General features: G+C 69.4%; 6 protein-coding genes and 1 pseudogene. 5 read left to right on the top strand and 2 right to left on the bottom strand.

The features are described from left to right. Positions 1 to 614 (bottom strand): annotated as a pseudogene (locus QH283_RS23485) (hypothetical protein); the annotation flags it as partial. A 447-nt stretch (positions 615 to 1,061) separates the two neighbouring features. Here QH283_RS23485 and QH283_RS23480 point away from each other — a divergent pair. From QH283_RS23480 to QH283_RS23465, 4 genes are read left to right on the top strand one after another with little or no spacing between them, the layout of a single operon-like run. Further along, complete coding sequence (locus QH283_RS23480; RefSeq protein WP_280505109.1) at positions 1,062 to 2,303, top strand: class I SAM-dependent methyltransferase; 1,242 nt, start codon at positions 1,062 to 1,064, stop codon at positions 2,301 to 2,303. Continuing rightward, positions 2,300 to 3,082, top strand: a complete 783-nt coding sequence (locus QH283_RS23475) for a glucose-1-phosphate cytidylyltransferase (RefSeq protein ID WP_280505108.1) — start codon at positions 2,300 to 2,302, stop codon at positions 3,080 to 3,082. Before QH283_RS23480 ends, QH283_RS23475 begins: the two co-directional genes overlap by 4 nt. Further along, positions 3,079 to 3,732: a PIG-L deacetylase family protein gene (locus tag QH283_RS23470; protein ID WP_280505107.1), complete on the top strand. Its 654-nt coding sequence runs from the start codon at positions 3,079 to 3,081 to the stop codon at positions 3,730 to 3,732. Before QH283_RS23475 ends, QH283_RS23470 begins: the two co-directional genes overlap by 4 nt. Beyond that, positions 3,733 to 4,761 carry an NAD-dependent epimerase/dehydratase family protein gene (locus tag QH283_RS23465; protein WP_280505106.1) on the top strand — a complete coding sequence of 343 codons (1,029 nt, stop codon included), beginning with the start codon at positions 3,733 to 3,735 and terminating at the stop codon, positions 4,759 to 4,761. Here QH283_RS23465 and rfbC read toward each other — a convergent pair. Beyond that, positions 4,745 to 5,311: a dTDP-4-dehydrorhamnose 3,5-epimerase gene (gene rfbC / locus QH283_RS23460; protein ID WP_280505105.1), complete on the bottom strand. Its 567-nt coding sequence runs from the start codon at positions 5,309 to 5,311 to the stop codon at positions 4,745 to 4,747. The two genes, QH283_RS23465 and rfbC, sit on opposite strands and share 17 nt — an antisense overlap. A gap of 14 nt (positions 5,312 to 5,325) precedes the next feature. On the opposite strand from rfbC, the gene QH283_RS23455 reads away from it, so the two are divergent. Further along, positions 5,326 to 6,132 (top strand): class I SAM-dependent methyltransferase (locus QH283_RS23455; protein ID WP_280505104.1); only part of this gene is annotated, 807 nt, incomplete at its 3' end.

The raw sequence follows: 6,132 nt of genomic DNA, 5'->3' as shown, positions 1-6,132 counted from the left end.
GGGGTGGCGGGGTCGGTGGAGGTGCACACGCCGACCACGTCGTAGCCGAAGTGCGGGTTGCGGGACAGGCGGTTGGCGATGGCGGTGGCGGCGTCGACGCCGCCGACGACCAGGACCGATCGGCGGTAGCGGCCGAGGGCGCGGTGGCGGGCGGTGTGTCCGCGCCACAGGGCGCGGGTGGTGGCCAGCCCGATCAGCCCGACCGGCAGGGAGATGAGGACGTAGTCGCGGACCTCGTGGAAGTGGGTGGCGACGGCGATGATGGCGGTGACGCCGAAGGCGCGCAGCGTCGCGCCGGCGAGCCTGCGGTATTCCTCGACGACGCCGGTGTTGTGGGAGCGGGAGTCGTTCCAGCACAGGCCCATCGACCAGACGATGATGACGGCCAGCGACAGTGCGGTGGCGCCGACGGTGCGCTCGGGATCCCACATCAGCAAATGTCTGGCATCCGTGCCCGCGGTGAGCAGTTGGGCGAGCAGGACCGCGGCGGTCACCACGAGGGTGTCGGTGACGACGAGGCGGCGAAGATAGATGGCGCGCCAGCGGTCACGCTCGCCGGGACGGGAGAAATGCAGATCTACGGCACCGCTGGTGCCGGTGAGATCGAGGACCATCGAGAGAAATACCTAGCTTGAACCTTGAACCGTCGTATTCCGCCCCTGGTGATCGGGGGCCGGAATGCCTGCCTGTGACAGCACGTCCGGCGACGCCATGCGGGAGACGATTCGAAGCCGGGCCGATCTGTTGCGAAAGTATTGCCACATAAGCGGGTTCGGCACAAGTGGTGGGATTCAGATCACAGTGTAACGGGATCTGCGCAGGGTATCGGGGGGCGTGAGTTACCGCTCAGCGCGGGGGTCGGCTATCGATCATCGGGGCTCGGTGGGGGCAGAATCGATAGCTGAAGGTGTGCCGATTTCGCTTCATGACCTTCGTCGGTTGAACGGAGGACTCGCGAATTCGGCGCACGGGTGCTAGCTTTCCGGGGTCGGCAGAGAAGTCGCTTCTCGGGCTGCGGGGCGCCGCCGACGGTCAGGTTTTTGTTCGAGTGGAGCCCGGTGTTGCGTTGTCGTCTGTGTGACTCCCCTCGGTTGAGCAGTGTGCTCGACCTGGGAGCCACACCCCCGTGTGAGAAATTTCTGTCCGCCGAGGAGCTGGACCAGCCCGAACCCACCTACCCGCTGCATCTGCGGGTGTGTGCCGATTGCCTGCTGGCGCAGATCCCGGCGTTGATCACCCCGGAGGAGACGTTCACCGAGTACGCCTACTTCTCCTCCTATTCCGACTCCTGGGTGCGCCATGCCGGGCGGTTCGTGGCGGAGACGATCGAGCGGCTCGGGCTCGGCCCCGACTCCTTCGTGGTGGAAGTAGCCAGCAACGACGGCTACCTGCTGCGGCACGTGGTGGAGGCCGGGGTGCCGTGCCTCGGTATCGAGCCGTCGGTGAACGTGGGCGCGGCCGCCCGCGCGGCCGGGGTGCCGACGTTGACACGGTTCCTCGACCCGCGGACCGCGGCGCAGGTGCGTGCCGAGCGCGGGCAGGCGGACCTGGTGGTGGCCAACAACGTCTACGCCCACATCCCGGACCTGCTCGGGTTCACGCGGGCGCTGGCGATGCTGGTGGCCGAGGACGGGTGGATCTCCATCGAGGTGCACCACGCGTTGAACCTGGTGCGTCACGGCCAGTTCGACACCATCTATCACGAGCACTTCCAGTACTACACGCTGGATTCGGCGCAGCGGGCGCTGGCCACGGCCGGGCTGGCGGTGGCCGATGTGGAGGAGCTGGCCACCCACGGCGGGTCGCTGCGGATCTGGGCGCGCCCGCAGGCGGGGGCCGAGCCGTCCGCGCGGGTGGCGCGGGTGCTGGCCGAGGAGGCCGCGGCCGGGCTGCATTCGCTGTCGGGCTGGGAGGTGCTGCGGACCCGTGCGCAGCAGGTGCGCCAGGATCTGCTGCGGTTCCTGCTCGAGCAGCGCGCCGCCGGTAAGCGGGTCGTCGGGTACGGGGCGCCGGGCAAGGGCAACACGCTGTTGAACTACTGCGGTATCCGCCCCGACCTGCTCGAGTACACCGTGGATCGCAATCCGTACAAGCACGGGAAGTTCACCCCGGGCACCAGGATCCCGATCCACGCGCCGGAGCGCATCGACGCCGACCGCCCGGATGTGGTGGTGGTGTTGCCGTGGAATCTGGAGGCGGAGCTGACCGCCCAGCTGGCCCACATCGGGCAGTGGGGTGGGCGGCTGGTGTTCCCGTTGCCGACGGTGCGGGTGGTCGAGCCGATGCAGGTCGGTGCGCGGTGAAGGTCGTGCTGTTCTGCGGCGGGTACGGCATGCGCATGCGCTCGGCCGACGGTGACGGCGTGCCCAAGCCGATGCAGCTGGTCGGTCCGCGTCCGCTGATCTGGCATGTGATGCGCTATTACGCGCACTTCGGGCACACCGAGTTCATCCTGTGCCTCGGGTACGGCGCCCACCACATCAAGGATTTCTTCCTGCAGTACCAGGAGACGATGTCCAACGACTTCGTCATCAGGGGCGGGAAGGTGGAGTTGCTCGGCTCCGACATCGCCGACTGGACGATCACCTTCGTCGACACCGGGGTGGAGTCGCCGATCGGGGAGCGGTTGCGCCGGGTGCGCCCGTACCTCGAGGGTGACGAGATGTTCTTGGCCAACTACTCCGATGTGCTGACCGATGCGCCGTTGGACGTGATGATCGACAAGTTCCGTGCCTCCGGGGCCGCGGCGTCGATGATGATCGTGCCGCCGCAGTCGTCGTTCCACTGTGTGGACGTGCTGCCGGGCGGGGAGATCAAGAACATCACCCCGGTGGCGCGGTTGCCGATCTGGGAGAACGGCGGGTTCTTCGTCCTGACCCAGGAGATCTTCGACCATCTGCCCGAGAACGGGGACCTGGTCGAGGACGCGTGCGGGGCGCTGGCCGCGCAGGGCAGGTTGTTCGGTTACCAGCACTTCGGGTTCTGGAAACCGGCCGACACGTTCAAGGAACGCGCCGAACTCGACGCCGGGTACGTGCGCGGTGAGCGGCCGTGGATGGTGTGGGAGCGTCCGGCGCGGTGATCACACTGACCCCGTCGCGACTCACCGAGATCGCGGTGCTCGGTGCCCACTGTGACGACATCCCGATCGGTATGGGCGCGACCCTGCTCGCCCTGTCCGCCGCCAACCCCGGGTTGCGGGTGCGTGCGCTGGTGCTCTCCGGTGGCGGCACCGTCCGTGCGGACGAGGAGCGTCGCGCCATGGCCGCGTTCTGCGCGGGCGCGCAGGTGGAGGTGACCGTGCTCGACGTGCCGGACGGGCGCGCCCCGGCGCACTGGGATCGGGTCAAGGACGCGCTGGCGGCGTTCCGGGCCGGGACGGACCCGGATGTGGTGTTCGCGCCGCAGCGCGCGGATGCCCATCAGGATCATCGGCTGTTGGCCGAGCTGGCGCCGACGGAGTTCCGGGATCAGGTGATCTTCGGTTACGAGATCCTCAAGTGGGAGACCGACACCCCGCGTCCGAATGTGCTGCATCCGGTGCCGGAGGAGTTCGCGCGCCGCAAGGCGGAGCTGCTGGCGGCCTGCTATCCCTCCCAGGCGCACCGGGACTGGTTCGACGACGAGTCCTTCCTCGGGCTGGCGCGGGTGCGGGGCGTGCAGTGTCACGCCCGGTACGCGGAGGGGTTCGTGGTGGACAAATTGATCGTCGATTTCGGAGGTAAGAGGTAGATGCGTGTTCTGGTCACCGGTAACCAGGGGTACCTGGGAACGGTCATGACCCCGGTGCTGGCCGCGCGCGGGCACGAGGTGGTCGGCTTGGACACCGGGTACTTCGCCGATTGCGTGCTCGGCGGTGCGCCGGCCGATCCGCCCGGTCTGGCGTTGGATCTGCGGGATGTGCGGGCCGAGCATCTGGCCGGTTTCGACGCGGTGGTGCATCTGGCGGCGTTGTCCAACGATCCGTTGGGGGCGTTGGTCCCGCAGATCACCCACGACATCAACCATCACGCCTCGACCCGGTTGGCGCGGCTGGCCAAGGACGCGGGGGTGTCGCGGTTCCTGTACGCGTCGACGTGTTCGGTGTACGGGGCGGCCGGGGACGGGTTGGTCGACGAGTCGGCGCCGTTGCGTCCGTTGACGCCGTACGCGCAGAGCAAGGTGCGGGTCGAGGACGATCTGCTGGCGTTGGCCGACGACGGTTTCGTGCCGGTGTTCCTGCGCAACGCGACCGCGTTCGGGTTCTCGCCTCGGTTGCGGGCCGACATCGTGCTGAACAATCTGGTCGGGCACGCGGTGCTCGACGGGGTGGTGAAGGTGTTGTCGGACGGGACGCCGTGGCGTCCGCTGGTGCATGCCGCCGATATCGCCGAGGCGTTCGCGGTGTGCTTGCAGGCGCCCGCGGAGGTGGTGCGCGGGCAGGCGTACAACATCGGCACCGAGGTGAACAATCGGACGGTCGCCGAGATCGCGGAGGCGGTGGCGGCGGTGGTGCCGGGCGCGCGGGTGGTGATCACCGGGGAGTCGGGGGCCGATCCGCGCTCGTATCGGGTGGATTTCGGGAAGGCGCGCCGCGAGCTGGGGTTCGAGGCGCGGTGGAGCATCGCCGATGGTGCGGCCGAACTGTGTCGGGAGTACACCGCGCGTGGTTTGACGGCGCGGGATTTCGCGGAGCGGTTCGTGCGGTTGGCGCGGTTGCGGGAGCTCGGCGAGGCCGGGGCGGTCGACGCCGAGCTGCGGCGGGTCAGGGCAGGTGCGTGAGGTGACCGGATTCGCGCAGCCGCGTCCAGCTGCCCGCGGCGCGGTCGCGGGCGGAGACGACGGTGACCGGCAGTGGCCAGGCGACGGCCAGGTCGGGGTCGTCGTAGGCGACGGCGATGTCCTCGGCCGGGTCGTGTGGGCGGTCGATGCGATAGCACACGTCGGCGGTGTCGGTGAGCGCCTGGAAGCCGTGCAGGAAGCCGGGCGGGATGTAGAGGTGGTGGAAGTTCTCGTCGTCGAGGCGGAAGGCCTGGTGGTGGCCGAAGGTGGGGGAGCCGGGGCGGATGTCGACGACGACGTCGTGGACGGCGCCGTGCGCGCAGCGCACCAGTTTGGCTTCGCCGCGGCCGCGGCGGCCGTGCAGGCCGCGGATGACCCCTCGGGTGGAGCGGGACTGGGAGTCCTGCACGAATCGCGCTGCCGCGCCCGCGCCGTGGGCGGCGTCGAAGATCTCGGCGTCGAAGGTGCGGGTGAACAGTCCGCGTTCGTCGTGGAAGGGGCGCGGGATCAGCAGTTCGACGCCGTGGAGTTCGGTGGTCTGGATACGCACGCGGTGATGGTGCCATGAACGGGGTGTGCCTGGCGTGTGGTGGCACGGCGTTGGAGACGGTGCTGGATCCGGGGTCGATGCCCGCGGCGGACTGGTTTCCGCCGGTCGGGCAGCCGTTGGATCCGGCGGAGGCGGCGCATCCGCTGGCGATGGTGCTGTGCTCGGACTGCCGGTTGGCGCAGTTGGCGAGTGATGACACGGTGACCGAGGAGCCGCGTGGGGTGGAGCCGCTGGCGTTGCGGGAGCAGGCGGCGGAGGCGGTCGCGCGGGTGGCGGCGGCGGGGTTGTTGCGGGGGTCGACGGTGCGTGAGTTCGGCAGCCCGCACGGTGGCAGCTGGTCGGATCTGTTGGTCGCGCGTGGTTTCGGTGTTCTCGGCTGTGACGGTGGCGCCGGGGGTGGGGTGGCCGGTGTGCCCGCCGATGTGGTGCTCGACTGTTTCGGGTTGATGCACGAGCGTGACCAGCGGGCGGCGTTCGCGCGGCGGGTGGCCGCCACCGCGGCGGGGGGCGTGTTGCTGGTCCAGTACCATCCGTTGCACACGATCGTCGGCGGGGATCAATGGAATGCGTTGCGGCACGGACATTTTGCGTATTACGGGTTGGAGTTTCTGCGTGCGCGTCTCGCCGCGGCGGGGATGTCGGTGGTGCGGGCGTGGGACTTCGGGCTCTACGGCGGCACCGTGCTGATCGCCGCCGTCCACGGACCCGCCGACCCCGACGCTTCGGTGGCCGCGGTGCTCGGCCGTGAAGCCCCCGCCCGCGACGCGCGGTGGGTGCGCCGGTTGCAGCGCGCCGCCGACCGGCAGTGCGCGCAGCTGCGG

Origin of the sequence: Nocardia farcinica (assembly GCF_029867845.1) — a bacterium.
Taxonomy (GTDB): domain Bacteria; phylum Actinomycetota; class Actinomycetes; order Mycobacteriales; family Mycobacteriaceae; genus Nocardia; species Nocardia farcinica_A.
The sequence above is the reverse complement of the archived record's forward strand: the minus strand, read 5'-3'. Positions and strand labels throughout refer to the sequence as shown.

Bases quoted from the DNA above. Each gene is read 5' to 3' on its own strand.
- QH283_RS23465 (WP_280505106.1), top strand. From the start codon at position 3,733: ATGCGTGTTCTGGTCACCGGTAACCAGGGGTACCTGGGAACGGTCATG.